Origin of the sequence: Streptomyces flavofungini (genome assembly GCF_030388665.1) — a bacterium.
GTDB classification, from domain to species: Bacteria; Actinomycetota; Actinomycetes; order Streptomycetales; family Streptomycetaceae; genus Streptomyces; species Streptomyces flavofungini_A.
Genome location: NZ_CP128846.1, coordinates 3,244,675 through 3,271,137, shown reverse-complemented (window position 1 = coordinate 3,271,137; position 26,463 = coordinate 3,244,675). Strand labels below are relative to the sequence as shown.

Sequence of the window (26,463 nt, the reverse complement as noted above, 5' to 3'; positions counted from 1 at the left end):
GTCCCGTCGGTCGGTCCGGTGGGTCGGTCCCGTCGGGTGATCCGGTCGGCCGATCCCCTCAGTTGAGCCGCGCCCGCGCCGCGCTCGCCTGTCTGCGCACCCGGTCCGCCGCCTCCGCGTCGTCGGCGGCCAGAGCCTCGGCGTAGGTGTCGAGTTCGGCGGCGCCGGTGCGGAAGTCGCCGAGCCGGACGAGGAGCTGGGCCCGGTCGTAGTGCAGCCGGTCCTCGTGCGCGGGCAGGAGCAGGGCGAGATCCACGGCCCACAGGGCGACGTCGGCGCGCTCGGGGCGGGCGGCGGCCCAGGCGCGGACGTTGTTGAGGATGCGCCGCACGATGTCCAGCGTGCCCGCGGGCCGCAGCATCGAGGGGTCGAGCGGTGCCCCGGTGGCCCCGGCGACCATCAGCTGCGCGTCCAGGGTGCTCAGGACCCGTCCGCCGTCGAAGGGATTGGCCAGTACGCATCTCTCGTACGCGTCGTGCGGGCCGAAGCCGACGACGAAGTGGCCGGGCAGGGCCACGCCGTGGACGGGCGCCCCGGCCCGCCGTGCGACCTCGATCCAGACGACGGAGAGCAGGATCGGCAGGCCGCGCCCGCGCCGCAGGACCTGGTGGAGCAGCGACGACTCCAGGCGCTGGTAGTCGCCGGGGCGGCCGCCGAACCCGCAGCGCACGCCGAGGAGTTCACCGACGGCGGCCGCCCACGCGCGCGGGCAGCAGGGACCGGCGGGCAGCAGGGCCGCGAGCCGGTCCAGGCGCCGCCGCGCCGCCGCCATGCCCAGGTCGTCGAGGGCGGGGTCGGCCTCCGTGCCGATCAGCAGGCACAGCCGCGCGAGGTCGGGCCGCTCGGCCCTGGCCTCGGCTGCGAAGGCCCGGCGCCACGGCGTGGTCCGGGCGGGTCGGGGATGCATACGTCGGTGGTGCCCGCCCGGACCGATCGCTACCGGTCCGTGCGCGGGCCAAGCACATCGCGTACGGACACCGCCTGAGGTCATCGCATACGAACGCTCGGCGCATACCGACGCTCGGCGTATACGAACGCTCGGCGGACCCCGGCGCCGACCGCACCGCGCCCCCGGCCGGCTCCTAGTTCAGCTTGGCCCGCGCCGCCCGCGCCTCCAGGCGCACCCGGTCCGCCGTCGTCGGCTCGATCGACGCCACCACGTCGGCGTACTCGTCGAGGTCCCGCGCGCCCGCGAGGAAGTCGCCGCGCTCGACGAGCAATTGGGCGCGTTCGTAGCGGAGCCTGGCCGGGTGCGAGGGCAGCAGGAGGGACAGCTCCAGGGCCCACAGCGCCACGTGGGAGCGTTCGGAGCGGGCGGCGGCCCAGGCGCGGATGTTGTTGAGGATGCGCAGCATGATGTTCAGGGGGGCGGCCGCCGACAGGAGCGAGGGGTTCAGTCTGCCGCCCGAGGCCTGCGCCACCAGCTGCTCGGCGTCCTCGGTGGACAGCAGCCGACCGCCGTTGAACGGGTCGGCGAGCACCTGCCCCGGCTTGCCGTACGCGTCGGGGGAGCCGAAGCCGACGACGAAGTGGCCGGGCAGCGCCACGCCGTACACCGGCGCCCCGGCCCGCCGTGCGACCTCGATCCAGACCACGGAGAGCAGGATCGGCAGGCCGCGCCTGTGCCGCAGGACCTGGTGGAGCAGGGACGACTCCAGGCGCTGGTAGTCCGGCGGGCTGCCGTGGAAACCGTGCTGGCCGCCCAGGAGCTCGGCGGTCGCGGCCGCCCAAGCGCGGGGCCCGCCGGGGCGAAAGGGCAGCTGCCCGGCGAGCTTGTCCAGCTCGACCTGCGCCGCGTCGATGCCCGCCTCGTCCAGCTCCGGGTCCGCCTCCCCGCTCAGCAGCAGGCACAGCAGGGACAGGTCGGGCCGCTCGGACCTGGCCTCGTCGGCGAACCTGCGCCGCCATTCACTGGACTTCGCGGGCTGTGCGCGCATCCGTGCCTCTGTCGTTTCTGTCTGGCACCGGTGGGACTCTCCGGTCGGGTTCATCCGTGGTGCGGTTGCCGGTGGTGCGGTCGCCGGGGCGCCGTGGTCGGCGGCGCCCCTGGAGCCCGTGATCGAACGGTCGTGCGATTTCCCCCGTCGTGTTGCCGGTGAGGCAAATTCCCGGGGGACCTTAGCCGTAAGCGTCGCCCCCACCGGTGAGTGGCCATATCGCACCGCTCATGCCCGCGACCGCTGTCCGCACTCTCCGTCGTCCGGACCGACCGCGTCTTGGTCGTTTCCGTCACTCGGGACAGCTCGCGCGGGCACCCCGAGTCACGATCCGGACGGCTCCCGGTAGTGGTGGTAGTGGTGATGGGTCGCGAAGCCCATCCCGTCGTACAGCGCCCGCGCGCCGCCGTTGTCCTCCTCCACCTGGAGCCACGCGGCCGACGCGCCCTCCGCCAGGGCCCGGCGCGCGAGGGTCGCCATCACGGCTGTCGCGAGGCCCTCGCGGCGCCGCGCCGGATCCACCTCGACCGCCATGAACCCGGCCCACCGCCCGTCGACCACGCACCGCCCGATCGCCGCGGGCGGCCCCCCGTCGCCGGGCACGGTCGCGAACCACACCGAAGGGCCGCTGCCGAGCACCCGCAGGACCTGCGGCCCGACCTCCCCGGACCGCTGGTAGCGGCCGAGCCAGTCCGCGCCCACCGACCGCGAGAGCGCCACGTGCCCGGTGTCCACGCCGAGGTCCCCGACCGGCGCGAGCGCGCCCACCCGCAGCTCGGCGCTCACCTCCCGCTCCCAGCCCCGCTCGACGAGTTCGGCGCACAACCGCTCCTGCGTGCCCGCGCCCCCGGTCGCGGTCTGCACGTACGCGGGCAGCCCCCGGTCGGCGTACCAGCGCCGCACATGGGCGAGGGCCTCGTCGAGCGGGCGCCCCGGATCCCCCAGCGGCAGCACGGAGTTGGCGCGCCGCGTGAACCCCTTCCGGCGCCCGGCCGCGGCCTCTCCGGGAGATGCCTCCTGGACGGCGGCCCGCAGCTCCCAGTCGCCGAGCCGCTCGCTCTCCACCGGCTGCCAGGCCCGCGCGGCGACCCGCGCCAGCTCCTCGTACGTGGCCGCGGGGCCGCGCCGGCGGGCGGGCGCGGCGGGCACGGTCTTGCCCGCGACCAGCGTCCGCTGCGCGATCCGGACGATTTCCCCGTCCCGACGTGTGATCACGAGCACACCGTCATTCCACGATGTGAGAACGCCCACCGTGTCGGTGAACTCCTGTGACGGTGCCCCACCTTCGACCAGGCGTCGGACAGAGACACGTTTGCCCACGTCAGATGGGGTAATTCGGACCTCTAGCCGTCCGCCTGCGGTGAATTCCACAGCTCTGTACGCCCCTCCTGTTCGGATCATGCCCGGGAACGGAGATACTAGGTGCGGGCATCGACGACGCCGCGCTCCCGCGCGCCAGGCGAGCGGAGCCTGAGGACGGCCCGCCAACGCCCGTATCGAGGAGGAACGACAGCGTGACCTACGTCATCGCGCAGCCTTGTGTCGACGTCAAGGACAAGGCCTGCATCGAGGAGTGCCCGGTCGACTGCATTTACGAGGGCAAGCGGTCCTTGTACATCCACCCGGACGAATGCGTCGACTGTGGAGCCTGCGAACCGGTCTGCCCGGTCGAGGCGATCTTCTACGAAGACGACACTCCTGAAGAGTGGCAGGACTACTACAAGGCGAACGTCGAGTTCTTCGACGACCTCGGCTCGCCCGGTGGTGCCAGCAAGCTCGGCCTGATCGAGCGCGACCACGCCTTCATCGCCGCGCTGCCGCCGCAGAACCAGTAAGCGGCCGCCCGAGCGCCGCCCCGGTCCCGTACGGCTCTTTCCGCTGTACGGGACCGGGGCGTTTGTCGAACTACACACCCCTGGAGCCTGTCCGTGTCTGGAGCCACCGACCGCCCGTCCGGCACCGCCCGTGGAGCGTCGCTGCGCGACCGCCTCCCCGACTTCCCCTGGGACAAGCTTGAGCCCTACAAGGCGACGGCGGCCGCCCACCCAGACGGCATCGTCGACCTGTCCGTGGGCACCCCGGTCGACCCCGTGCCCGACCTGATCCAGAAGGCGCTCGTCGACGCCGCCGACTCGCCGGGCTATCCCACGGTGTGGGGCACCGCGGAGCTGCGCGACGCCATCACCGGCTGGTGCGCCCGCCGCCTCGGCGCGCGCGGCGCCACGCACCGCAACGTGCTCCCGATCGTCGGCTCCAAGGAACTCGTGGCCTGGCTCCCGACCCAGCTCGGCCTCGGCCCCGGAGACAAGGTCGCCTACCCGCGGCTCGCCTACCCCACGTACGAGGTCGGCGCGCGCCTGGCCCGCGCGGAGCACGTCACGTACACCGACCCGACGGAACTGGACCCGACGGGCCTGAAGCTGCTCTGGCTCAACTCGCCCTCGAACCCGACCGGCCGTGTCCTGTCAAAGGACGAACTGACGCGTGTCGTGGCGTGGGCGCGCGAGCACGGAGTGCTGGTCGCGAGCGACGAGTGCTACCTGGAACTGGGCTGGGAGGCGGAGCCGACGTCGGTCCTGCACCCGGACGTGTGCGGCGGCTCCTTCGAGGGCCTTCTCGCGGTGCACTCGCTGTCCAAGCGCTCGAACCTCGCCGGGTACCGGGCGGCGTTCCTGGCCGGTGACGCCGACGTGCTCGGCGACCTCCTCCAGATCCGCAAGCACGGCGGGATGATGACGTCCGCCCCGACGCAGGCGGCGGCGGTGGCCGCCCTCGGCGACGACGCGCACGTCCACGAGCAGCGCGAGCGGTACGCGGCCCGCCGCACGGCCCTGCGCGACGCCCTCCTCGGCCACGGCTTCCGCATCGAGCACAGCGAGGCGAGCCTGTACCTGTGGGCCACCCGCGACGAGTCGTGCTGGGACACGGTCGCCCACCTCGCCTCCCTCGGCATCCTGGTGGCCCCCGGCGACTTCTACGGCGAGGCCGGGCGCGACTTCGTCCGGGTCGCCATGACGGCGACGGACGAGCGGGTGGCGGCGGCGGTGGCGCGGCTGCGCTGACCTCGGTCCTGGCCGCGACCGGGGCACGGGAGCGCGAAGACGCGAAGAAGGGGTGCGGGAGGCTGGGGCCTCCCGCACCCCTTCGGCGTACGCGAGGGGGGATCAGGCGTGCGTACGCGGGTGGGATCGGTCGTGCGTGCCGCGGTGGATCAGCTGAGCGGCAGGCCCTGGAGGGGCAGCTGGCCGGTCGGGGCGCCCTTGCCGAGCGCGTCGGTGGGCAGGCCGCCCTGGGTGGCCGTGCCCGCGGTGTCGCCGACGACGTCACCGGCGGATCCGGCGAGGTCGCCGCCGACCTGCTGGGCGGCGGGCGCCGTGGTCCGCACGCTCTTGCCGAGGGCCTGGCCCGCGGTGGGAACGGCCTTCTTGACGGCCTTGCTTCCGGCCTGCCCCGCCAGGTCGGTGACGTTCTTGGCCGTGTCGTCGACGGCGTCGCCCAGGTTCGCGCCGTCCAGGGCGGTGACCCCGCCGAGGGCGGGGGCGGCCGGGAGCTCGGCGGCGCTGGCGGAGCCGGCCGCACCGACCACGGGTGCCGCTGCCGCAACGAGCAGCGCGGCACGGGCGATCCGGCGGGTCAGGGGGAGGGACATGATGCTCCTTCAGACGGAGAGAACGTGTGGGTGCCCGGCCGGTCCGTACTGCGGGGCGCGGTGCGGACTGCGGCGCTCGGACGCAGTGACTACCGCTCGAAGGTCCCGAAGGTTGCGGTGCGCCAACGTAAAGAGTTGGCAATGCGTCGCATTATCGGGTCCGGATAAAATCGGGCAAACGGCATTCGTCCGCAAGAGCTCGAACCCCGTAAAGCCCTTTGTTCCCAAGGGCTTTGCGGCATGCGCGAAGGGGCACGCGAACATCCGCCGCGGGTGTCACCGTCCGGCGCTCGCCGTGCTTCCTTCGGGTGATCGGCCGCACTACTGCCCAGTGACGATTCGGACCTCATCGGCGGGCGAGGAGCCCGCGCCGCCCCCGTCGGATTCGGTTCCGGAGTCATTCGCGACCCCGCTGGATCCGGTATTTTGGCTCACTTCGGACTTCTGCGGACCGGCCTCCGCCTTTCGCCATCCATGCCCGGAATCCACAGAATCCACAGAATCCCCGGAAGTCCCGGAATCCGCAGAGGAATCCGCAGAATCCCCGGTGGACGGGGTGTACGTGCCGTAACCGTCACCCCCGGCCCGCCACTCGCGGCCCCCGTAAGAGACCCGTTCGATGTGCAGCGCGGAGGCGTGCGCCACGGCCCAGTGGGCCAGCTCCCAGCCGCGTCGCGGCGCCCCGCCGTCCGGCCCGACCGCCGCCGGCCCCGCCTTCGCCCCCGGCACGCGCACGCGCACCACGTCGCCGTCCGCCGCGCCGTCGCTCGCCAGGACGCCCGCCCCGAAGTCCCGTGCCAGCGCCCGGCGCACCCGGTCCGGGCCGCCGGGGGCCACGCCGGGCCGCCCCTCGCAGGTGAGGGTCGCGGGCGCCCGGCCCGTGAGCGCGGCGGCGAGGAGGGCGGCGTCCGGCTCGTGCTTGGCGTACGCCTGGGGGAAGCCGCTGCGCTGGACGCGCTGCGCGGCCACCGTCAGGGGCAGCCGCGAATAGCCGGGGACCTGGTCCAGGCGGGCGTAGAACCGTCCGGCCGCGTACACCGGGTCCATGATCTGGCGCGGGGTGCCCCAGCCCTGCGAGGGCCGCTGCTGGAACAGGCCCAGCGAATCGCGGTCGCCGTGGCGGATGTTGTGCAGCCCGGACTCCTGCAGCGCGGTCGCGAGGGCGATCGTCACGGCGCGCTCCGGCATCCCGCGCCGGGTGCCGACGGCCGCGACCGTCGAGGCGTTCTCGGCCTGCTCCGCACTCAGTTCGTACGTGGCCCCGTCGCCGGCGCCCGACACCACCGCGCACCGGGGCTCCGGCTCCCCGGACACGTACTGCAGCACCCCGTAGGCCACGACCGCGAGCAGGACGGCCACGGCCACCCCGACGCGCGGGAGGCGGCCGCGCCGAGCGGAGGCGAAGGTTCCGGACACGCGCCCCAAGGTACTTCAGCGGAGCGTTAGGGTCGGATCCATGGACCGGACTCCTGCTCACACCGCTGCTCAGCCCGCCCCGGCCGGCGCGGCCCCGCTCGACCTCACGGTCGACGCCGCCGCGCTGACCGCCGCGCTCGTCGACATCCCGTCGCCGAGCGGCGAGGAGAAGGCGCTCGCCGACGCCATCGAGTCCGCCCTGCGCGCCCTGCCGCACCTGACGGTCGACCGGTTCGGCAACAACGTGGTGGCCCGCACGCACCAGGGCCACGCCGAGCGCGTCATCCTCGCGGGCCACATCGACACCGTGCCGATCGCCGGCAACGTCCCCTCGCGCCTGGACGAGGACGGCGTGCTGTGGGGCTGCGGCACCTGCGACATGAAGGCGGGCGTCGCGGTCCAGCTGCGCATCGCCCGGACGGTCACCGAGCCGAACCGCGACCTCACCTTCGTCTTCTACGACAACGAAGAGGTCGCCGCGCACCTGAACGGCCTCGGGAAGGTCGCCGAGGCCCACCCCGACTGGCTGGCGGGCGACTTCGCGGTCCTCCTGGAGCCCACCGACGGCCAGGTCGAGGGCGGCTGCCAGGGCACCCTGCGCGTCTTCCTGAAGACGAAGGGCGAGCGGGCGCACTCCGCGCGCGCGTGGATGGGCTCCAACGCGATCCACGCCGCCACCCCGATCCTGGAGAGGCTGTCCGCGTACGAGCCGCGCAAGCCCGTCGTCGACGGCCTCCAGTACCACGAGGGCCTCAACGCGGTCCGCATCGAGGGCGGCGTCGCCACGAACGTCATCCCCGACGAGTGCACCGTCGTCGTCAACTTCCGCTACGCGCCCGACCGCACCCCCGAGGACGCCGAGGCCTTCGTCCGTGAGTACTTCGCCGACTGCGGGATCGACGAGTTCGTCGTCGACGACCACTCCCCGGCCGCCCGTCCCGGTCTCACGCACCCCGTGGCCGCGGCCTTCATGGAGGCGGTCGGCGGCGAGGCCCGGCCCAAGTACGGCTGGACGGACGTCGCCCGCTTCAGCGCGTTCGGCGTGCCCGCGGTCAACTACAGCCCCGGCAACCCGATCCTCGCCCACAAGGTCGACGAGCGGGTCCAGGCGTCCCAGATCCCGCAGGCCGAGGAGCGGCTGCGGGCCTGGCTGACCGCCTGACGCGAAGACCGCGCCCGGGCGGACACGGCCTTGCGACTGCGGACACGGCCTTGCGACTTCTGAAGTCCCGACTTCTGGAGTTACGCCCCGCGTAACGCCCGTAGATCTACGCTGAAGTGGCACAACGAGCGAGTTGAGCGCGGCCGTGCGGGTGGGCCGGGGTCGACCGGCAGTGGAAGGGGATGTTCATGGGCAATCCGGAAGCGCAGGGTCCGCCGGAGGAGCAGCACCTGGGGCCCGTGGTGCGGCGGCGCGATCAGATCACGCCCGGTACCACTGACCAGCGGCTCCTCGACACCGAGGGCGACACCGAGTGGGTGCACACCGACCCCTGGCGGGTCATGCGCATCCAGTCCGAGTTCGTCGAGGGCTTCGGCGCGCTCGCCGAACTCCCCAGCGCCATCAGCGTCTTCGGCTCCGCGAGGACCAGGCCGGGCTCGCCCGAGTACGACGCCGGGGTGCGGATCGGCAAGGCGCTCGTCGACGCCGGGTTCGCCGTCATCACCGGGGGCGGGCCCGGCGCCATGGAGGCCGCCAACAAGGGGGCCCGTGAGGCCGAGGGCATCTCCGTCGGGCTCGGCATCGAGCTGCCCTTCGAGCAGGGGCTCAACCCCCACGTCGACATCGGCGTCAACTTCCGCTACTTCTTCGTCCGCAAGACCATGTTCGTGAAGTACGCCCAGGGGTTCGTCGTCCTGCCCGGCGGACTCGGCACCCTCGACGAACTCTTCGAGGCCCTCACCCTCGTCCAGACCCGCAAGGTCACCCGCTTCCCCATCGTCCTCTTCGGCACCGCCTACTGGGGCGGCCTCGTCGACTGGCTCCGCGACACCGTGGTCGCCCAGGGCAAGGCCTCCGAGAAGGACCTCCTCCTCTTCCACGTCACGGACGAGGTGGAGGAGGCGGTGGCGTTGGTGACGAAGGAAGTGGGTCGGTGAGGTTTCTGGCCCCTGGGCCTTGGCGGGCGTGATCGGCGCTTCGCGCCTCGTCCTCAATCGCCGGACGGGCTAGATCATGTGCGGCTGAATCTCTCAGCCCCTCCGGCGATTGAGGAGCGGGGTCTGGGGCGGGGCCCCAGGTTCGGGAAGGGGTGGGATTGGGGAGCCCCCGGCAGGGCCCGGCCTCAGCCCTACGCCAGCCCCCTCCTGGCGACCGCCGGGGGCCTGTGGCCCGCGATCGTGGCGACCATGTCGACGACCTGCCGCGTCTCGGCGACCTCGTGGACGCGGTACACCTGCGCCCCCAGCCACGCGGACACAGCGGTCGTGGCCAACGTCCCCACCACCCGCTCCTTGAGCGGAGTGTCCAACGTCTCCCCGACGAAGTCCTTGTTGGAGAGGGAGACGAGCACGGGCCACCCCGTGTCGACGAGCTCCCCGAGCCGCCGCGTGGCCTCGAGCGAGTGCCGGGTGTTCTTCCCGAAGTCGTGCCCGGGGTCGATGAGGACGGACTCCCGGGGCACCCCGAGCGCGACGGCCCGCTCGGCGAGTCCGACGGTCACCCGGAGGATGTCGGCGACGACGTCGTCGTACTCGACGCGATGGGGCCGTGTACGCGGCTCCGCGCCTCCCGCGTGGGTGCACACGAGCCCCACCCCGTACCGCGCCGCGACCTCCGCGAGCTTGGGATCGACCCCGCCCCACGCGTCGTTGAGCAGATCGGCCCCGACGTCGCAGACGGCCTCGCCGACCTCGTGCCGCCAGGTGTCGACGCTGATGACGACATCGGGGAAGCGCCGCCGCACCTCGGCGACGAAGCCGACGGTCCGCCGCGCCTCCTCCTCGGCGGTGACCTCCTCGCCGGGCCCGGCCTTGACCCCGCCGATGTCGATGATCGCGGCGCCTTCGGCGACGGCCTGCTCCACGCGCGCGAGGGCGGCCTCGTCGTGGAACGTGGCCCCTTGGTCGTAGAAGGAGTCCGGGGTCCGGTTCACGATCGCCATGATCACCGGCTCGTGCGCGTCGAACTCGCGCCTGCCCAGCCTGAGCATCCCCTGTGAGCCTCCTTGTCGTTCCTCGGTCCGGCCTCGCGGTCCGGCCGCCTGCGACCTTAACTGTCACAGCCGCATGGCACGATCGGAGCCAGACAGTTTCCGTGTCGGCCGCCGAGCGGCCGGCATCCGAGCGTGGGGACCGCAGAGATGGTCATGTTCCTGTTCCTGGTCATCGCCCTCGTCGTCGTGGTGGGCGCGGTGACCCTCGCGGTCCTCGGCGGCGGTGAGAGCGGCGCGCTGCCCGAGGCGGCGCCGGAGCGGCTGACCGACCCGCTGCCGCCGGACCGCCCGCTGCGCCGCGCCGACGTGGAGGCGGTGCGCTTCCCGATGACGGTGCGCGGCTATCGCATGGTGGACGTGGACGAGTGCCTGGACCGGCTCGCGGCCGAGCTGGCGGAGCGGGACGCCCGCATCGCCGAGCTGGAGTCGGCGCTCGCGGGTGCCCAGGCGGCGGCGGTCGGCGGCCCCGGCCTCTTCAAGAAGTACGACGCGGCGGAGCGCGGGCAGGCACAGCGCGGCGCCCCGGAGCCGACGGACGAGCGACCGGAGGACGGCAGATGAGCGGCGGGGCGATCCCGGGCCCGGACGGCGGTCTGCGCTGCCCGTGGGGCCTGTCCACGGAGGACTACGTGGCGTACCACGACGAGGAGTGGGGCCGTCCGGTGCACGGCGACGACGCGCTGTTCGAGCGCGTGTCCCTGGAGGCCTTCCAGTCGGGCCTGTCGTGGATCACGATCCTGCGCCGCCGCGAGGGCTTCCGCGCCGCGTTCTCCGGCTTCAAGATCGCCGCGGTCGCGGAGTTCGGGGACGCGGACCGGGAGCGGCTGCTCGCCGACGCGGGCATCATCCGCAACCGCGCGAAGGTGGACGCGACGATGGCCAACGCGCGCGTGCTCGCCGACTGGCCCGCCGGTGAACTGGACGAGCTGATCTGGTCGTTCGCCCCGGACCCGGTCGGGCGCCCGGCGCCGCGGACCCTCGCGGACGTGCCCGCGGTCACGGACGAGTCGACGGCCCTGTCCAAGGCGCTGAAGAAGCGCGGCCTCCGCTTCGTCGGACCCACCACGGCGTACGCCCTGATGCAGGCCTGCGGCCTGGTGAACGACCACCTCGCGGACTGCGTGGCCCGCGAGGCGGGCGGGGCCTGAGGGGCGGAAGCGAGGGGGCGGCGCCCGAGGCCCTGGCCGCCCGGGCCCCGGGCGGTCAGCGGCCGAGGTACTTCGGCCTGGCCTTGTCGAGGAACGCCTTCACCGCGATCGTGTGGTCCTCGGAGGCGCCCGCCCGGGTCTGCAGTTCGTCCTCCTTGTCCAGCGCCTCGTCCAGGCTGTGCCCGGCGGCGTAGGCGAGCGACTCCTTGATCGCCGCGTACGCCAGGGTCGGGCCCTCGGCGAGCGCGCGGGCCGTCTTCAGGGCCGTCTCCGCGAGCTCGGCGGCCGGCACGACCTGGTTGGCGATCCCCAGGTCGTACGCCTCCTGAGCCTTGATGCCGCGCGGGAAGAGCAGCAGGTCGGCGGCGCGGCCCGGGCCGATGAGGCGCGAGAGGGTCCAGGAGACCCCGGAGTCCGCGGTCAGCGCGACGCCCGCGAAGGACGTGTTGAACGACGCCGTGTCCGCGACGATCCGGTAGTCCGCGGCGAGGGCGAAGCCGAAGCCCGCTCCGGCCGCCACGCCGTTGACACCGGCGACGACCGGCTTCGGCATACCGGTCAGGGCCCGCACGATCGGGTTGTAGTGCTCACGCACCGTGCTCATGGTCTGCCCGGAGCCGGTCTCGCGGTCCTGCTGCAACAGGCCCACGTGCTCCTTGAGGTCCTGGCCCACGCAGAAGGCGCGCCCGGTGGCGGTGAGCAGCACCGCGCGCACGGCGGGGTCCGCCGCGGCCGAGCGCGCCGCCTCCCGGAGGGCGACCTTGGCCTCGACGTTCATCGCGTTCATCGCGTCGGGGCGGTTCAGCGTGATCGTCGCGAGTCCGTCGCTCACCTCGTAGAGCACGGTGTCGGCCATGGTGGGTCCCCTCCGCTGTCCTGTGGTCCGCTGCTGGTGTGGTCCGCTGCCCGGTGGGCTTCGGGCCCAGCATGACCTAGATCATTGGCCCTCGGTACGCCGCCGCCGATGTGACCTGCGTCAAAGTGCGCGGGGCGGGAGAAGCGTGTGGGGCGGCGAAGTATTGCAGCCACATCGCCGAATTGGGTGGTTTTGCGGACGTGCGTTGCGCAAGCGATGCCGACTGATGTTGGTCATCGGGTCCCGCGATGCGGGATAATGACCTGGAAGCAATGTGTTCGATGCCGCTGACACCTGGGTTGTCGGCTGCGACAAGCTGGTTTCAGGAAGGGGAACGAGCATGGCGGCCATGAAGCCGCGGACGGGCGACGGCCCGCTCGAGGTGACCAAGGAGGGGCGGGGCATCGTCATGCGCGTTCCGCTCGAAGGCGGCGGTCGACTTGTCGTCGAACTGACCCCCGACGAGGCCGACGCCCTCGGCGACGCCCTGAAGAAGGTTGTCGGCTGACGCGAAAGCGCCCACACTGTTCACCGTTTTCCGCACTGCCCCGGCATCGTACGACGAGCCGGGGCAGCGCTGTGTACGGGGGCCGAAGGCATCCGTGAGCTTGGCGGGGGAGGGGCTGCCGCGGGTCCTGCGGCCTGCGTGAACGTCCGGATTCCGCCGGAGAGAAAGGCCGAATCACCGGCTCGGCACCACCAGGAGCCCCGGTGAGGGGCGGCCCCCGACGGCTAGCGCTTGACGGCGCAGAGGAGGCCGTCGCCCACCGGGAGCAGCGAAGGCACCAGGTCCTGGCTCTCGCGGACGGCCCGCAGCAGCTCACGCAGCCGCAGCACCTCCACGGGCTGCGGACCGGAGTCCACGGTGCGGCCGTCCGCGAAGACGCCCTCGAAGCAGACCAGGCCGCCCGGACGGAGCAGGCGCAACGATTCAGCGAGATAGTCGAGGCACTCCGTGCGGTCGCCGTCGCAGAAGACCAGGTCGTAGCCGCCGTCCGCGAGGCGGGGCAGGACGTCGAGGGCGCGGCCGGGGATGAAGCGGGCGCGGTTGCCCGCGAAACCGGCGGCGCGGAAGGCCGTGCGGGCGAACTGCTGGCGCTCCGGCTCCGGATCGACCGTGGTCAGGACGCCGTCGGGGCGCATTCCGTGCAGCAGGTGGATGCCCGACACTCCCGTGCCCGTACCGATCTCGGCGACCGCTTTGGCGTCCACGGTGGCGGCCAGCATGCCGAGGGCGGCGCCGGTGCCGGGGGACACCGAGCGCAGCCCGGCTTCCCGGGCCCGGTCCCGGGCCCAGCGCAGCGCCTCGTCCTCGGCGACAAAGGCGTCGGCGAACGCCCAGCTCGTCTGCCGGTTGCCGGTAATGGCCCTCTCCTGTCCCCGTGGTTGCCTGGCCGTGACTGTATCCGTTGGGGCCGGGAACCCGCAGATGGGACCGTGCGTTGAGAAGGGGTGTGAGGACAGCGGGGGCATAGACATGGATCTGGAACTCAAGTCGGCTCGCGGAGTTTGCGCGACGCGGACCCGACGAGGCGGGAACGGCAAGAACCAAGTACCAAATTCACGTAAAAACGCTTATCCGGAGCTAACGGGCGAGGTGGTTATGGTAGGGGCTCCACTGGACACCACCAGAGCCGACAGGGGAGGTGCGGCTGCGCGCGCAGTTCGCAGAAGGGCGCTGAAGCGCATTCTCGGACGGGCGGGCAAGCCGAAATCCGTGACCGACACCGCTGACCGTTCCCGCGCCACCGACTCCGCTCAGACCGCGACCTTTGCCGCTGACGCGGAATCGCAGGCATGGACTCCTCCCACCTGGGAAGAGATCGTCAGCACGCACAGCGGCCGCGTCTACCGCCTCGCCTACCGCCTGACGGGCAACCAGCACGATGCCGAGGACCTCACGCAGGAAGTCTTCGTCCGCGTCTTCCGCTCCCTTTCGACGTACACGCCCGGCACGTTCGAGGGCTGGCTGCACCGCATCACCACGAACCTCTTCCTGGACATGGTGCGCCGCAAGCAGCGCATCCGGTTCGACGCCCTGGGTGACGACGCCGCCGAGCGCCTCCCCAGCCGCGAGCCGTCCCCCCAGCAGGTGTTCAACGACACCCACTTCGACGCGGACGTCCAGCAGGCGCTCGACACCCTCGCGCCCGAGTTCCGCGCCGCCGTCGTCCTGTGCGACATCGAAGGCCTTTCGTACGAGGAGATCGCCGCGACCCTGGGCGTCAAGCTCGGTACGGTCCGCAGCCGTATCCACCGCGGCCGCTCCCAGCTGCGCAAGGCCCTTCAGCACCGCTCGCCCGAGGCCCGCGCCGAGCGCCGCTCGCTGGCCGTGAGCGGAGCCGTGGCGCTGGGAGGAGGGGGCGCGACCGCGTGAGTGGATCACGGTCCAATCCTGCCGAGCGGCATCTCGCCGAGCAGCACCTGGGGGACCGGCTCGCCGCGCTGGTCGACGGTGAGCTCGGTCATGACGCGCGCGAGCGAGTGCTCGCGCATCTCGCGACCTGTCCGAAGTGCAAGGCCGAGGCCGACGCGCAGCGCCGCCTCAAGAACGTCTTCGCGCAGACCGCGGCGCCGCCCCCCAGCGAGAGCTTCCTCGCCCGTCTCCAGAGTCTTCCCGCCGCCGACATCGACGACATAGGCCGGTCCGGGGGCCCGCGTACGCCCGTCGACGACGGCTTCGCCACCGGGTCGTCGGAGTCCACCGGCCTGCCCCGGGGCGGTGTCTTCAGCACTCGCGGGGGCAGACACGAGCCCTTCGTCGGGTACGTCCCCTCGGGCGCCCACACCGCGGTGCTGCCCAGTGAGCGGCGTGGCTTCCCCGTCCATGAGGTCGCCCGGCCCGAGGCCGAGCGGTCCGTCTGGCTCGGCCGGCGGTTCGCGTTCGCCGCGGCCGGGGCGGTGTCGCTGGCCGCGATAGCGCTCGGCGGGGTCACGATGGGCACGCCCCTGACCACGGGCGAGCAGCGCGCGGGCGGTGCCGCCGCCAACAGCAACGCCTCGCCCCTGCGCTCCCCGAGCACGGCCAACACCGCCGTGCCCGACTCCGTGCGGCGTCGTGGCGCCAACCCGCTCTCCGTGCAGGGGCCGCGGTCCCCGGCGCTCGCGCCCACCACCGCCGCGGCGCCCCTCCTGGCCGGCGCCCGCCTCCGGCCCGGACACGGGCCGGACACCCCGCAGGTCACGGCCCCGCTCCTGGCAGGTGCCGGCGTCATGTCCCCGCTGGTGCGGGCCGTCGCCGACGAGTCCCGCGACGGCGCCCCCCAGGGCCTCACCCTGAACGCCACGGTCGACTCCACCCCGAGGGCCACCCCCCGGCCCGACCCGCTGTACGGCAGGCAGTTCCACTGACGGCCCTCACCCCTTCCCCGACGTGAGCTGCACGTCGGGGAAGCAGACCTGGTTGAATCCTCGGTGGGCCGTGCCCGCCGGGGACTCGGCGGACCCGGCGACGAGCACGTAATCGGCGTCCGCCGCGGGCCAGTTGTGGGGAGAGCATGGACGAGCCGAACGTTGGCACGGGGCCTGAGGGACGGGGCTCCCTGGCCGGGACGACCGCCGGCGACGGTGGTGCGGGTACGGCCGGGGTCTCCGGGTCTGGGCCTGGCGCGCCCCTGGCCGGGCCGCCTGCCCCCGCGCCCACCGACGCGGCCCCCGCGCCCACCGACGCCGCACCCACCGACACCGCGCCCGCGCCTGTCGACGCCACCCCCGCCGACCGGGCCCCCACCGACCGCCCCCGCCCCCTGCACGAGCCCGACCCGTACGGCACCCCGCCCTACGGCGAGCCCGGGCCCTGGGCCCCCGCACCGCCCGTGCAGCACCCCGTAGCGACACCGGCCCAAGGCACGCCCGTCCACACAGGCACGCCCGTCCACGGCACCCAGGGCCACGGCACCCCCATACCCGGCGCCCCTGCCCCCACGCACGGCGCCCCCACGCACGGCGCCCCCACGCACGGCGCCCCCACGCACGGCGCCCCCACGCACGGCGCCCCCACGCACGGCGCCCCCACGCACGGCGCCCCCACGCACGGCGCGCCCGCGCCCGGAGCCCCTTACCCGGGCGCCCCGGGGCACGGCCCGCAAGCTCCCGGCTCCCCGCACCCGGCGCCCGCAGCCCACGGGGCGACGCCCCACGAAGCCCTGCCCCACGGCACCCCCGCGCCCGACGGGACCACCCAGCCGGCCTCAGGACCGGGAGCCCCCGCACCGGAGGTCGCCGCTACCGGAGCCGTCGGACCAGGAGCCCCCGTACCGGCATCCCCCGTACCGGCATCCCCCGGACCCGGGGGAGCCCCTGGACCGCATGCCGCTGCCCCCGGCGGTCCCTGGCAGCGCTACGACCCCTGGAGTGCCCCGCTGCAGCAGACCGGTGCCGCCGTCGAGACCGAGAAGCAGCGGCGGCGGCGTGGGCGGCAGTTGCTCGTGCTGGGGGCCGTGGTGATCGCGTTGGTCGCCGGTGGGATCGGGGGAGTCGTCGGGGCGCAGTTGGAGCGCGACGGCGGGTTCGGGAGCGATGTGGAGTTGCCGCAGGCCGACTCCGGGTCCCGGAAGCGGCCCAAGGACAGCGTCGCCGGGATCGCGGCGAGCGCGCTGCCCGGCGTGGTGACGCTGCACGTCCGCGGCGACGACGGCGCGGGCACCGGCACCGGCTTCGTCCTCGACGCCAAGGGCCACATCCTCACCAACAACCACGTGGTCGAACCCGGCGGCTCCGGCGGCAACATATCGGTCACCTTCAGCGGCGGCGAGACCGCCGCCGCCAAGGTCGTCGGTCGTGACGCGGGCTACGACCTCGCCGTCGTCAAGGTCTCCGGCGTCCGCGGCCTCAAGCCGCTGCCCCTCGGCAACTCCGAGAACGTCCAGGTCGGCGACCCCGTCGTGGCCATCGGCGCGCCCTTCGACCTCGCCAACACCGTCACCTCGGGCATCATCAGCGCCAAGGAGCGCCCCATCACCGCGGGCGGCGAGAAGGGCGACGGCAGCGACGTCTCGTACGTCAACGCGCTGCAGACGGACGCGCCGATAAACCCGGGCAACTCCGGTGGGCCCCTCGTCGACTCCCGGGCCCGCGTCATCGGCATCAACAGCGCCATCCGCTCCGCGGGCAACGACTCCGGCCCGGACGGCGGCCAGTCCGGCTCCATCGGCCTCGGCTTCGCCATACCCATCAACCAGGGCAAGCGCGTCGCCGAGGAACTCATCAACACCGGCCGGGCCACGCACCCCGTCATCGGCGTCACCATCGACAAGCAGTTCACCGGCGACGGCGCCCGGATCGCCCGCGAGAGCCGCGACGGCGGTCCGGCCGTCAATCGCGGCGGCCCCGGCGCCAAGGCGGGCCTGAAGCCGGGCGACGTGATCACGGCCGTGGACGGCCAGCGCGTGCACTCCGGCGACGAGCTCATCGTGAAGATCCGCGCCCACCGCCCGAAGGACCGCCTTGAGCTGACCGTCGAGCGCGGCGGCGACGAGCGCAAGGTGACGCTGGTCCTCGGCACGGCGAGCGGGGAGTAGCGGGGAGGCGGGCGAGCGGGACCGGCGGGGAGGCCGGGGAGCAGCGGGACGCCGGGGACCCACGGAGACGCCGGGCGGGCGGTCCGCGGGCCTCGCCCGGTCCGGCCCCCGGGCGGCCCGGGGCGGCCCTGGGCGCTCCGACCCCGCTGGTCCAGCGCTCGGGCGCCCCGCCCGCGTTGACCGCGTTGTCGCCCTGCGGCTACCGGACGGACAGCCACGGCGGGTACCGTAGACCCGGTCCGGACGGCAAGGAGCTTTCAAGGTGTTCAACGACATTGGCGCACTCGAGATAGTGACGCTGGTCATCCTCGCCGTGCTCATCTTCGGCCCGGACAAGCTGCCGAAGCTCATTCAGGACATCACGCGGACCATTCGCAAGATCCGCCAATTCTCCGACAGCGCGAAGCAGGACATACGGAATGAACTGGGCCCGGAATTCAAGGACTTCGAGTTCGAAGACCTGAACCCGAAGAAGTTCATCCGGAAGCAGATGGAGAACGACGATCTCGGCCTGAAGGAAATCCGCAACGGCTTCGACCTGAAGAAGGAAATGGCCGAAGTCGCGGACGCCGTGCACGGCCGCGACAGCGATTCCGGCGAGGACTCGGGCAGCCGGACCGCGGGCTCCGCGGGGTCCTCGACCGCCTCGGCGAACGGCTCCGGCGGGGGCCGTATCGACATGGAGAAGCGGTCCGAGCCCGGAAAACCGGCGGCAGGCGACCCGCCGCCGTTCGACGTCGACGCCACCTGACGTCACCGGCGGCCCCGCACCGCGTTCCGGCGAAACCCCGCGCCACCCCCGGCGCCCGCGTGCGCCGGAGTGTGTCCGAGATGCACCGCCCGGCGCCCGGTACGGCCTGGTCGGGGCCGTCGCGAACACCTCTTCCGCCGACCGGTTCACCGGCATCCGGAATCGGTGTGGCTATCCTGCCTTGTTGTCCGGCGTGAGGACGCCCGAGGGGGGCGGGCCGCTCCGGACCGACGAGAGCGAGGAGGCGGCCGGGTACATGGAGACGACAAGTCGGGTGGGCGCGCAGGCGCCAGCCGCGGATGGTGCCGCGCGAGCGGTGCCCTCCGCCCGGCGCACGGTCGACGGCTACCTGCTGGCGCCCTTCCCCTGGTACGGCCTGGACGAGGCCTTCACGGGACCGCGCTGGCTGATGCAGGTCGGCACCGCCGCGGACGGGGCCGTCGAGCACGGCTCCATCGGTCACGGTGACGAGCCGTCGGTCAGGGCGGAGGGTTCCTTCGGGAACGGCGACAAGGAGCGGTTCGCGGTCGTGGTGACCATCGCCGCCAACCCGGTGCGGCGCAGCGCCGACGGCACCGGCGTCCTGGAGGCGACCTCGGTGTCCTCCGCGGCCTGGCTCGCCGGGGTGGGGCTGCTGTCCTTCACCTGGCCCGGACAGATGGACCACAGCCTGCGGGACGACTGGCTCGACCAGCAGACGGAGACCGCCTGGGTCCTCGCGGACGACCTGCGCGGGCCCGACTGGTCGACGCTCTCCCTGCCCGTGGACGGGGTCCCGACCTCGTTCCACTACCGGGAGTCCGAGTACGGCTGGGTGCTCGCCGGGTCCACCGAGGGAGGGGTGCATCTGGGGGCGTACGGGCGCGGCATGAGCGCGTACGGCCTCGGCTTCTCGGTGATCAAGGACATCGCCGAGTACGCGGGGTAGTCCTCCGGACCGGTAAGGGGTGTGGGGCGCCGTTCGTCTTGACGGTGCCCCACACTCGCGCGGACGCCGATCGGCGCTTCGCGCCTCGTCCTCAATCGCCGGACGGGCTGGTCATGCCTCCGTCCGGCCTTCTCGCAGCCGTCAGAACTTGTTCCTGGGCGTGATCCCCAGCGACATCCCCGAGAGCCCCCGCTGGCGGCCGCCCAGCTTGCCCGCGATCGCGCGCAGCGCCGAGCCCGCGGGGGACTCCGGGTCGGTCAGGACGACCGGCTTGCCCTCGTCGCCGCCCTCGCGCAGGCGCACGTCGATCGGGATGGAGCCGAGCACCGGCACGGTCGCGCCCGTGGTCTTCGTCAGGCCTTCGGCGACCTTCTGGCCGCCGCCGGTGCCGAACACGTCGACCATCTCGTCGCAGTGCGGGCAGGGCAGCCCGGACATGTTCTCGACCACGCCGACGATCTTCTGGTGGGTCTGCACGGCGATGGAGCCCGCGCGCTCGGCGACCTCGGCGGCGGCCTGCTGCGGGGTGGTGACGACCAGGATCTCGGCGTTCGGGACGAGCTGGGCGACGGAGATCGCGATGTCGCCCGTGCCCGGCGGCAGGTCCAGGAGCAGCACGTCCAGGTCGCCCCAGAAGACGTCGGCGAGGAACTGCTGGAGCGCGCGGTGCAGCATCGGGCCGCGCCAGACCACCGGCGCGTTGCCGGGGGTGAACATGCCGATGGAGATGACCTTCACGCCGTTCGCGGACGGCGGCATGATCATGTTCTCGACCTGGGTGGGGCGCCCCTCGGCGCCCAGCATGCGCGGCACGCTGTGGCCGTAGATGTCCGCGTCCACGACGCCGACCTTCAGGCCGTCGGCGGCCATCGCCGCCGCGAGGTTCACCGTCACGGACGACTTGCCGACGCCGCCCTTGCCGGAGGCGACCGCGTAGACCCGGGTCAGGGAGCCCGGCTTGGCGAAGGGGACCTCACGCTCGGCGGTGCCGCCGCGCAGCGCCGCGGCCAGCTCCTTGCGCTGCTCGTCGCTCATCACGTCCAGGGTGACGTCGACGCGCGTGACGCCCTCGACGGCGGCGACCGCGTCCGTGACGTTCTTCGTGATCGTCTCGCGCATGGGGCAGCCGGAGACCGTCAAGTAGACGGTGACGGCGACCGCGCCGTCCGCGCCGATCTCCACCGATTTGACCATCCCCAACTCGGTGATGGGTCGCTGGATCTCGGGGTCGTTCACCGTCGCCAGTGCTTCGCGCACCGCGTCTTCCGTAGCCATACGACGATGGTACGGCCCAGTAGGAGGGGCCGGGAAAGGGCTGTCAGCGGTCGCCTACGTCACGTACCCGACCCTCGTCGGACGGGAATACGCCGCGCTGCTCCTCCAGCTCCTTGACCAGGTCCTGGAGTTCGGAGCGGATCCAGTCGCGGGTGGCGACCTCGCCGAGGCCGAGGCGCAGGGAGGCGATCTCGCGGGTGAGGTACTCGGTGTCGGCGATGGACCGCTCGTTGCTCTTGCGGTCCTGCTCGTGGGTGACGCGGTCGCGGTCGTCCTGGCGGTTCTGCGCGAGCAGGATCAGCGGGGCGGCGTACGAGGCCTGGAGGGAGAGCATCAGGGTCAGGAAGATGAAGGGGTACTGGTCGAAGCGCAGACCGGCCGGGGCGGAGACGTTCCAGACGACCCACATGACGATGACGACCGTCATCCAGACGATGAACCGGCCCGTCCCGAGGAAGCGCGCGATCCGCTCCGAGAGCCGCCCGAAGGCCTCTGGGTCGTAGTCGGGAAGCAGCTTGCGGCGCGGCGCGCGCGGTTGATCGAGCCGGAACCGCCCCCGGCCGTCCCGCTCCCGGCCCCGGTCCCTGCCCTCGCGCTCCCGGTCGCGCTCCCGCTCAGTCGCCGCCATGACCGGCCCCCTCCTGGAGGTGGTACTCCGTCTCCCGCCAGTCCTCGGGCAGCATGTGGTCCAGGACGTCGTCGACGGTGACCGCGCCGAGCAGCGAACCGCTCTCGTCGACGACGGGCGCCGACACCATGTCGTACGCGGCGAAGAAGCCCGCCACGACCGGCAGCTCGGCCTCCGGGCGCAGCGGCCGCAGGTCGTCGTCGAGGATCGAGCCGACGAGCGTGTACGGCGGGTCGCGCAGGAGGCGCTGGAAGTGCACGGCGCCCAGGTACTTGCCGGTCGGGGTCTCGTCCGGCGGGCGGCACACGTACACCTGCGCGGCGAGCGCGGGGGAGAGGTCCTCCTGGCGCACCCGCGCGAGGGCGTCGGCGACCGTGGCGTCCGGGCGCAGCACGATCGGCTCGGTCGTCATCAGGCCGCCCGCCGTGCGCTCCTCGTACGCCATCAGGCGGCGCACGTCGGCCGCGTCGGCCGGCTGCATCAGGGTGAGCAGGCGCTCCTTGTCCTCCTCCGGCAGTTCGGCGAGGAGGTCGGCGGCGTCGTCCGGGTCCATCGCCTCCAGGACGTCGGCGGCGCGCTCCTCCTTGAGGGCACCGAGGATCTCGATCTGGTCGTCCTCCGGCAGTTCCTCCAGGACGTCCGCGAGCCGGTCGTCGTCGAGCGCGGCGGCGATCTCCGCGCGCCGCTTCGGCGACAGGTGGTGCAGCACGTTGGCGAGGTCGGCGGGGCGCAGCTGCTCGAACGTGGCGAGCAGGCTCTCCGCGCCCTGCCCGTGCTCCTCCAGGGAGAACCCGTCCACCGCCGCCCAGTCCACGGTCAGCGTCTCGCCCTTGCGCCGGAAGGCCCCGCCCTTGCCCTTTCTGACGAAGACCCGGTCCGCCTCCCAGTCACGGCGGGCCGGAAGCCGCTGCACGGAGATGTCGAGGACCGTCACCTCCTCCCCGCTCTCCACCAGGCGCACCCGGCGGTCCAGCATCTCGCCGAGGATCAGCCGCTCGGTCGGGCGCTGCTCGAAGCGCCGCACGTTCAGCACGCCGGTGGTGATGACCTGGCCCGACTCGATGCCGGTGACCCGGGTGATGGGCAGGAAGATGTGGCGGCGCGTGGCGAGTTCCACGACGAGGCCGAGCAGCCGCGGCGGCCTGCGGCCCACCCTGAGCATGACGACGAGGTCCCGCACCCGGCCCACCTCGTCGCCGTTCGGGTCGAAGACGGCGGTGCCCGCCAGGTGCGAGACGAAGATCCGGGGCGCGCTTGCCGCCATGCGCGGCGCCTCCCTGCTGCTCACTACCGCTGGTCGTATCGATTCATGTCGCTTTCAGGTGCATTTGTACGATCTTTCGTACGCGCCCCAGGCTAGCCCCTGCGAGCCGCATCCGGCCTGGTGAGAGGTCCGTACGGACGGGCTCAAAGACACGCCCGGCACACCGGTACGCTGCGGTACGCCAGGCCGTAGCCGCGCGTTACGACCACCGCCGTAGAGGACGTCCGCACGAGAGGCAGCGCCACCTGTGACTGCGATGCGACAGGCCCGCCGAACCCGAAGGCCGGCGCGGGTGACCGTGGTATGCGCGGCGCTCGTGGCGGGCTGTGCCGGGCTGACCGGCTGCGGAGGCGGCGGCGAGGACCCCGACGCGGGCACCAACGGCGTGGGCAAGCTGTCCGCGGCGAAGATCCAGAGCAAGACGCGGGAGGCGGCCAAGGGCGCCGACGCGGTCCGCCTGTCCGGCACCATCGTCAGCAAGGGCCAGACGTACAAGCTCGACATGCGCCTCAAGGCCTCGGGCGGCGAGGGCTCGGTGACGTTCAAGGGCGGGACGTTTCAGCTGCTCCGGGTCGGCGAGCACCTGTATCTGAAGGCCGACTCGGGCTTCTGGAAGCACCAGGACGAGACCGGGGGCGCCGAGGGGAAGGCGGGCGGCTCGGCGGGCGACCGGTCGGCGGCGGCGAAGCTCAACGGCAAGTTCGTGAAGGTGCCCGCGGGCGACCCCTCGTACCAGCAGCTGAGCGGCTTCACCGACAAGGACCTGATGCTCGACGGCACGCTCGCGCTGCACGGGAAGCTGTCGAAGGGGGAGCGGTCCGACTCGGGCACGCGGCGCGTCATCAAGATCGCCGGGGACGAGGGCGCGGGCGGCACGCTGGACGTGTCCCTGGAGGGCAAGCCGTATCCGCTGCGGCTCCAGCGCGCGGGCGGCGCGGGCACGCTGCGGTTCGTCGAGTGGGGCAAGGAGTTCGTCCTGGAGGAGCCCGGCAAGGACGAGACGGTGGACTACGGCAAGCAACTGCCCACGCAGTGAGGGGACGCGGTGCTCAGGCGGCGCGGGCCGCCTTCCTCACCGCTTCCCAGGCGGCGCGGGCCGACCTCCTCACCGCTGCTTCTTCTGCTTCTTCCTGCGGCCGAGGAGCAGCTTCGGCAGCGCCGCGGGGACGGGCTTGCGGGTCGTCGCGTCCGTCGGCAGCGGGGCCGCCGCGAGGGAGCCGTCCGGCAGGTCCGTGCTCGCCGCGCCCGGCGTCAGCCGCAGCACCCGGCACTCCGCGGCCCAGCGCTCCACCATCTGCTCCCCGTCGGGGGCGTTCAAGCGCTTGCCCTTGAGTTCGGCGACGGCCGCCTCCCAGGCCTCGGAGCGCGGCGCGAGCTCCGCCACCGTCGCGCTCCAGGCGATCACGCGGCCGCCCTTGTCCTTGCTGCGCACGGTCACTTCGGCGCCCGCCCCGTCGACGAGGTCCGGCAGCGGCTGCTCGCCGGGGCCGTCCCCGACGAGGTGAGCCGCGCCGTCGACCCACACGTGCCACAGGGCCCGGACGGGGCCGTCGGGCGCGGCACCGCGCACCCAGATCAGCCCCGACTTCTTCGTGGCCTCCTCGACGAGGGCGCGGTCGAACAGGGCGTCAGCAGTCATGCGGAACAGCTTAACGACCTGGCTCTGAGGCGCCGGAGGGGCTTTTCGAGGCCTGTGCGGCGGTTGCGGACGAGCGCCGGGCGCGCAGCGCGACGCGGCGCCCGAGGCTCACAGCCAGCCGTTGCGCTTGAGGGTGCGGTGGATCGTGTAGCAGACGGTGGCGATCAGGCCGAGGACCATCGGGTAGCCGAACCGCCAGTGCAGCTCCGGCATGTGGTCGAAGTTCATGCCGTAGACGCCGCACACGGCCGTCGGTACGGCGATGATGGCCGCCCAGGACGTGATCTTGCGCATGTCCTCGTTCTGCGCGACGGCGGCCTGGGCGAGGTTGGCCTGAAGGATGGAGTTGAGGAGCTCGTCGAAGCCGAGGACCTGCTCCTGGACGCGCGCGAGGTGGTCGGCGACGTCGCGGAAGTACTTCTGGATGTCGGGGTCGACGAGCCGCATGGGCCGCTCGCTGAGGAGCTGCATGGGGCGCAGCAGCGGCGACACCGCGCGCTTGAACTCCAGGACCTCGCGCTTGAGCTGGTAGATCCGCCCGGCGTCGACACCGCGCGAGACGCCCTTGCCGGTGGCCGCGAACACCTCGTTCTCGACGTCGTCGATGTCGACCTGCATGGCGTCGGCGACCGCGAGATAGCCGTCGACGACGTGGTCGGCGATGGTGTGCAGGACCGACGAGGGGCCCTTGGCGAGCAGTTCGGGCTCGTCCTGGAGGCGGCGGCGCAGGGCGCGCAGCGAGCCGTGGCCGCCGTGGCGGACGGTGATGAAGAAGTCCCGGCCGGTGAAGCACATGACCTCGCCGGTCTCGACGACCTCGCTGGTGGCGGTGAGTTCGGCGTGCTCCACGTAGTGGATGGTCTTGAAGACCGTGAAGAGCGTGTCGTCGTAGCGCTCCAGCTTGGGCCGCTGGTGGGCGTGGACGGCGTCCTCCACGGCCAGCGGGTGCAGCCCGAACTCGGCGGCGATCCCGGCGAACTCGGCCTCCGTCGGCTCGTGCAGGCCGATCCAGGCGAAGCCGCCGTCGCGGCGCACCTGGAGCATCGCCTCGTGCGGCGTGAGGGTGTCGTCGCAGGCGACGCGGCGGCCGTCGCGGTAGACGGCGCAGTCGACGACGGCGGAGACGGCGCTGGGGTCGCGGGTGGTGTCGTACGAGCTGTAGGAGGTGCTGTCCTTGCGCTGGGACGGGCGCACGGCGTCACGCAGGTCACGGATCATCGACATGGGCAGGCTCCTTCGACGAAAGGGCCGCCGGCGACGGGTGGAACTGCCCGGAATGGGGACGTCCTGCTGCGGTTCTGGCACGTCCTCAAAGCGGGGAGCACCGCACGGTCGCGGTGGCAGCAACGCTACTGATGCAGATCAGGTGAAACGCGGTGCTCTTCCGTCGTGCGCGGCACAGGCCGGATGCGGACGGATCGTCCGGGGAGGCCGTGCGCGCGGCCGCAGCGACGCTGCTGCGGGACGTTCAGCGGGCGGAAGAGCGAGTGGTACTGCACGGTCGACTTCGATCCACTGCAGCCCCACCTCCTCCGGCCGGTCCCCCGTAGGGGAGGTCCCTGGCGCGCGAGGCGCCGTCTCCTGCGTCCGGGCTTGAAGGCGACGCTTCTGCGTGCTGCCCGGGCCAGCGGCCAACAGTATCAGCCGACCAGCAGCCGAACCCCCACCTTTACCCATCACTGACGAGTTCTATGCTCGCGTCATGGCTGATGTTCTTGCGCTGGTCGAGGCCCGGATGCGAAGTGGCCTGGGGGAACCGGACGCACGCGCGGCGGTGACGTTCCTGGGCACGGACCGCATCGAAGTGTTGCGCTTCACGGACGGGGACGTCGTGCGGTACGCCACGCTCGGCATGTCCGCCCACCCGATGACCGACCCCACGGCCGTGCTCGCCGACCCGGTCAAGGGCCCGCGCGCGGAGTTGGTCCTCTCCGTGCGCGGCGGCCTCGTCGACACCGACAAGGTGCTGCGCCCGCTGGCCGTGCTCGCCGCTTCGCCGCAGGTGGAAGGACTCGTGGTCGCGCCGGGGGCCTCGCTCGACGTGGGTGAGCCGCTGTGGCCGGGCGCCCCGTTCACCTCGGTGCTCGTCGCCGAGCCGGGCGGCCTCGTCGAGGACCTGGACCTGGACGCGCTCATGGACCCCGTCCGGTTCCTGCCGCTCCTTCCGATGACGCCCAACGAGGCGGCGTGGAAGCGGGTGCACGGCGCGGGGGCTCTCCAGGAGCGCTGGCTGACCGGCGGCACGGACCTGCGCGATCCGCTGCGCAGGTCCGTGGCCCTGGACTGACCGTCCGCCGG

27 protein-coding genes are annotated in these 26,463 nt (G+C 72.8%); 14 read left to right on the top strand and 13 right to left on the bottom strand.

What is annotated here, in order from left to right:
* Nucleotides 1-58: 58 nt before the first annotated feature.
* The 3 genes from QUY26_RS13045 to QUY26_RS13035 all read right to left on the bottom strand — a co-directional run bounded on the left by QUY26_RS13045 (nt 59) and on the right by QUY26_RS13035 (nt 3,308).
* Nucleotides 59-907 carry a transglutaminase-like domain-containing protein gene (locus QUY26_RS13045; RefSeq protein ID WP_289946207.1) on the bottom strand — a complete coding sequence of 283 codons (849 nt, stop codon included), beginning with the start codon at nt 905-907 and terminating at the stop codon, nt 59-61.
* A 175-nt stretch (nt 908-1,082) separates the two neighbouring features.
* Nucleotides 1,083-1,937: a transglutaminase-like domain-containing protein gene (locus QUY26_RS13040; protein WP_289946204.1), complete on the bottom strand. Its 855-nt coding sequence runs from the start codon at nt 1,935-1,937 to the stop codon at nt 1,083-1,085.
* 324 nt (nt 1,938-2,261) lie between these two features.
* The gene (locus QUY26_RS13035; RefSeq protein ID WP_289946203.1) at nt 2,262-3,308 is read right to left on the bottom strand and encodes a GNAT family N-acetyltransferase; all 1,047 of its coding nucleotides are present in this window, start codon (nt 3,306-3,308) and stop codon (nt 2,262-2,264) included.
* A 143-nt stretch (nt 3,309-3,451) separates the two neighbouring features.
* On the opposite strand from QUY26_RS13035, the gene fdxA reads away from it, so the two are divergent.
* Together fdxA and QUY26_RS13025 are read left to right on the top strand one after the other, a co-directional pair.
* Complete coding sequence (gene fdxA / locus QUY26_RS13030; protein WP_030359762.1) at nt 3,452-3,772, top strand: ferredoxin; 321 nt, start codon at nt 3,452-3,454, stop codon at nt 3,770-3,772.
* Nucleotides 3,773-3,865: 93 nt separating this feature from the next.
* A complete protein-coding gene (locus tag QUY26_RS13025) occupies nt 3,866-4,999 on the top strand; it encodes a bifunctional succinyldiaminopimelate transaminase/glutamate-prephenate aminotransferase (RefSeq protein WP_289946200.1) in 1,134 nt (377 codons plus the stop codon).
* 149 nt (nt 5,000-5,148) lie between these two features.
* On the opposite strand, the gene QUY26_RS13020 is transcribed toward QUY26_RS13025, so the two are convergent.
* Both QUY26_RS13020 and QUY26_RS13015 read right to left on the bottom strand, forming a co-directional pair.
* A complete protein-coding gene (locus QUY26_RS13020) occupies nt 5,149-5,586 on the bottom strand; it encodes an ATP-binding protein (protein ID WP_289946199.1) in 438 nt (145 codons plus the stop codon).
* Nucleotides 5,587-5,907: 321 nt separating this feature from the next.
* Complete coding sequence (locus tag QUY26_RS13015) at nt 5,908-7,011, bottom strand: heavy metal transporter (protein ID WP_436840315.1); 1,104 nt, start codon at nt 7,009-7,011, stop codon at nt 5,908-5,910.
* A gap of 31 nt (nt 7,012-7,042) precedes the next feature.
* Here QUY26_RS13015 and dapE point away from each other — a divergent pair, with 31 nt between their 5' ends.
* Entirely contained in the window at nt 7,043-8,164 is a 1,122-nt protein-coding gene (dapE, locus tag QUY26_RS13010) for a succinyl-diaminopimelate desuccinylase (protein WP_289946197.1), read from the top strand.
* A gap of 188 nt (nt 8,165-8,352) precedes the next feature.
* Nucleotides 8,353-9,102 (top strand): TIGR00730 family Rossman fold protein, encoded by a 750-nt coding sequence (locus tag QUY26_RS13005; RefSeq protein ID WP_289946195.1) that lies wholly within the window; start codon nt 8,353-8,355, stop codon nt 9,100-9,102.
* A gap of 191 nt (nt 9,103-9,293) precedes the next feature.
* Here QUY26_RS13005 and folP read toward each other — a convergent pair whose 3' ends face one another.
* Nucleotides 9,294-10,154 (bottom strand): dihydropteroate synthase, encoded by an 861-nt coding sequence (folP, locus tag QUY26_RS13000; protein ID WP_289946192.1) that lies wholly within the window; start codon nt 10,152-10,154, stop codon nt 9,294-9,296.
* Nucleotides 10,155-10,304: 150 nt separating this feature from the next.
* Between folP and QUY26_RS12995 the strand changes: the two genes are divergently transcribed.
* Together QUY26_RS12995 and QUY26_RS12990 are read left to right on the top strand one after the other, a co-directional pair.
* The gene (locus tag QUY26_RS12995; RefSeq protein ID WP_289955677.1) at nt 10,305-10,718 is read left to right on the top strand and encodes a DivIVA domain-containing protein; all 414 of its coding nucleotides are present in this window, start codon (nt 10,305-10,307) and stop codon (nt 10,716-10,718) included.
* Entirely contained in the window at nt 10,715-11,305 is a 591-nt protein-coding gene (locus tag QUY26_RS12990) for a DNA-3-methyladenine glycosylase I (RefSeq protein WP_289946190.1), read from the top strand. The genes QUY26_RS12995 and QUY26_RS12990 overlap by 4 nt, the downstream gene beginning before the upstream one ends.
* A gap of 55 nt (nt 11,306-11,360) precedes the next feature.
* Here QUY26_RS12990 and QUY26_RS12985 read toward each other — a convergent pair whose 3' ends face one another.
* The gene (locus QUY26_RS12985; RefSeq protein ID WP_289946188.1) at nt 11,361-12,161 is read right to left on the bottom strand and encodes an enoyl-CoA hydratase/isomerase family protein; all 801 of its coding nucleotides are present in this window, start codon (nt 12,159-12,161) and stop codon (nt 11,361-11,363) included.
* 340 nt (nt 12,162-12,501) lie between these two features.
* Here QUY26_RS12985 and QUY26_RS12980 point away from each other — a divergent pair, with 340 nt between their 5' ends.
* Nucleotides 12,502-12,669, top strand: coding sequence for a DUF3117 domain-containing protein (locus tag QUY26_RS12980; RefSeq protein WP_003966491.1), 168 nt, complete (start codon nt 12,502-12,504; stop codon nt 12,667-12,669).
* A gap of 224 nt (nt 12,670-12,893) precedes the next feature.
* Here QUY26_RS12980 and QUY26_RS12975 read toward each other — a convergent pair whose 3' ends face one another.
* Nucleotides 12,894-13,634, bottom strand: a complete 741-nt coding sequence (locus QUY26_RS12975) for an O-methyltransferase (protein WP_289955676.1) — start codon at nt 13,632-13,634, stop codon at nt 12,894-12,896.
* Nucleotides 13,635-13,764: 130 nt separating this feature from the next.
* Between QUY26_RS12975 and sigE the strand changes: the two genes are divergently transcribed.
* The 5 genes from sigE to QUY26_RS12950 all read left to right on the top strand — a co-directional run bounded on the left by sigE (nt 13,765) and on the right by QUY26_RS12950 (nt 19,359).
* Entirely contained in the window at nt 13,765-14,538 is a 774-nt protein-coding gene (gene sigE / locus QUY26_RS12970) for an RNA polymerase sigma factor SigE (RefSeq protein ID WP_289946187.1), read from the top strand.
* Nucleotides 14,535-15,512: an anti-sigma factor family protein gene (locus tag QUY26_RS12965; protein ID WP_289946185.1), complete on the top strand. Its 978-nt coding sequence runs from the start codon at nt 14,535-14,537 to the stop codon at nt 15,510-15,512. The genes sigE and QUY26_RS12965 overlap by 4 nt, the downstream gene beginning before the upstream one ends.
* A gap of 146 nt (nt 15,513-15,658) precedes the next feature.
* On the top strand, nt 15,659-17,680 hold the full coding sequence (locus QUY26_RS12960; protein WP_289946182.1) for a S1C family serine protease: 2,022 nt from the start codon (nt 15,659-15,661) through the stop codon (nt 17,678-17,680).
* Between the two features lie 262 nt (nt 17,681-17,942).
* Nucleotides 17,943-18,431, top strand: a complete 489-nt coding sequence (locus tag QUY26_RS12955; protein ID WP_289946180.1) for a sec-independent translocase — start codon at nt 17,943-17,945, stop codon at nt 18,429-18,431.
* A gap of 256 nt (nt 18,432-18,687) precedes the next feature.
* A complete protein-coding gene (locus QUY26_RS12950; protein ID WP_289946178.1) occupies nt 18,688-19,359 on the top strand; it encodes a hypothetical protein in 672 nt (223 codons plus the stop codon).
* A gap of 141 nt (nt 19,360-19,500) precedes the next feature.
* On the opposite strand, the gene QUY26_RS12945 is transcribed toward QUY26_RS12950, so the two are convergent.
* From QUY26_RS12945 to QUY26_RS12935, 3 genes are read right to left on the bottom strand one after another with little or no spacing between them, the layout of a single operon-like run.
* Nucleotides 19,501-20,634, bottom strand: coding sequence for an Mrp/NBP35 family ATP-binding protein (locus QUY26_RS12945; RefSeq protein ID WP_289946176.1), 1,134 nt, complete (start codon nt 20,632-20,634; stop codon nt 19,501-19,503).
* 43 nt (nt 20,635-20,677) lie between these two features.
* Complete coding sequence (locus tag QUY26_RS12940) at nt 20,678-21,262, bottom strand: DUF1003 domain-containing protein (protein WP_289946175.1); 585 nt, start codon at nt 21,260-21,262, stop codon at nt 20,678-20,680.
* Entirely contained in the window at nt 21,249-22,526 is a 1,278-nt protein-coding gene (locus tag QUY26_RS12935) for a magnesium transporter MgtE N-terminal domain-containing protein (protein WP_289946174.1), read from the bottom strand. The genes QUY26_RS12940 and QUY26_RS12935 overlap by 14 nt, the downstream gene beginning before the upstream one ends.
* A gap of 256 nt (nt 22,527-22,782) precedes the next feature.
* On the opposite strand from QUY26_RS12935, the gene QUY26_RS12930 reads away from it, so the two are divergent.
* Nucleotides 22,783-23,562, top strand: coding sequence for a hypothetical protein (locus QUY26_RS12930; RefSeq protein ID WP_289955675.1), 780 nt, complete (start codon nt 22,783-22,785; stop codon nt 23,560-23,562).
* A gap of 69 nt (nt 23,563-23,631) precedes the next feature.
* Here QUY26_RS12930 and QUY26_RS12925 read toward each other — a convergent pair whose 3' ends face one another.
* Nucleotides 23,632-24,165 carry a hypothetical protein gene (locus QUY26_RS12925; RefSeq protein ID WP_289946172.1) on the bottom strand — a complete coding sequence of 178 codons (534 nt, stop codon included), beginning with the start codon at nt 24,163-24,165 and terminating at the stop codon, nt 23,632-23,634.
* Nucleotides 24,166-24,273: 108 nt separating this feature from the next.
* The gene (locus tag QUY26_RS12920) at nt 24,274-25,389 is read right to left on the bottom strand and encodes a magnesium and cobalt transport protein CorA (protein WP_289946170.1); all 1,116 of its coding nucleotides are present in this window, start codon (nt 25,387-25,389) and stop codon (nt 24,274-24,276) included.
* A 478-nt stretch (nt 25,390-25,867) separates the two neighbouring features.
* Here QUY26_RS12920 and QUY26_RS12915 point away from each other — a divergent pair, with 478 nt between their 5' ends.
* Nucleotides 25,868-26,452, top strand: coding sequence for a suppressor of fused domain protein (locus tag QUY26_RS12915; protein ID WP_289946168.1), 585 nt, complete (start codon nt 25,868-25,870; stop codon nt 26,450-26,452).
* Nucleotides 26,453-26,463: the final 11 nt, after the last annotated feature.